We start from the raw sequence: 603 nt of genomic DNA, 5'->3' as shown, positions 1-603 counted from the left end.
GCTGATTGGCGACACCGTGGACAACGTGCCCGGCGTGCCGAAGGTGCTGCTGTGGTGGCTCGCCGTCACCGCGGTCGGCGCGTTCGTGCTCGCGAAGACGCGCTACGGCAACTGGATCCTCGCCGCGGGCGGCGACGCGCACGCGGCGAAGAACGTCGGCGTGCCGGTGCGCCGCGTGAAGATCTCGCTGTTCGTGCTGACCGCCTTCTGCGCGTGCCTGTTCGCCGTGCTGCAGGTGGCCGACATCGGCTCGGCCGCGGCCGACCGCGGGCTGCAAAAGGAATTCGAGGCGATCATCGCCGCGGTGATCGGCGGCACGCTGCTCACGGGCGGCTACGGCTCGGTGATCGGCGCGGCGTTCGGCGCGCTGATCTTCGGCGTCGTGCAGATCGGCATCACCTACACGAACATCAGCTCGGACTGGTTCCGCGTGTTCCTCGGCGTGATGCTGCTCGTCGCCGTGATGTTCAACCACTACGTGCGCCGCCGCGTGTCGCAGTCGTAACGGAGTACAAGCATGTCCACGCCAGCATCCCACGATACGATGCTCGCGCTCGAGAACGTCAGCAAGTATTTCGGCAAGGTGATCGCGCTGTCCGGCGT

1 protein-coding gene and 1 pseudogene are annotated in these 603 nt (G+C 67.2%); both read left to right on the top strand.

What is annotated here, in order from left to right; all coding sequences use genetic code 11:
* On the top strand, nt 1-505 hold a 505-nt coding region (locus ACU8YE_RS23965), incomplete at its 5' end, for an ABC transporter permease (protein ID WP_446929840.1).
* Nucleotides 506-517: 12 nt separating this feature from the next.
* Nucleotides 518-603 (top strand): annotated as a pseudogene (locus ACU8YE_RS23960) (sugar ABC transporter ATP-binding protein); the annotation flags it as partial.

It is taken from the genome of Ralstonia sp. VS2407 (genome assembly GCF_052950655.1).
This window is presented reverse-complemented; position numbering and strand designations above follow the sequence as displayed.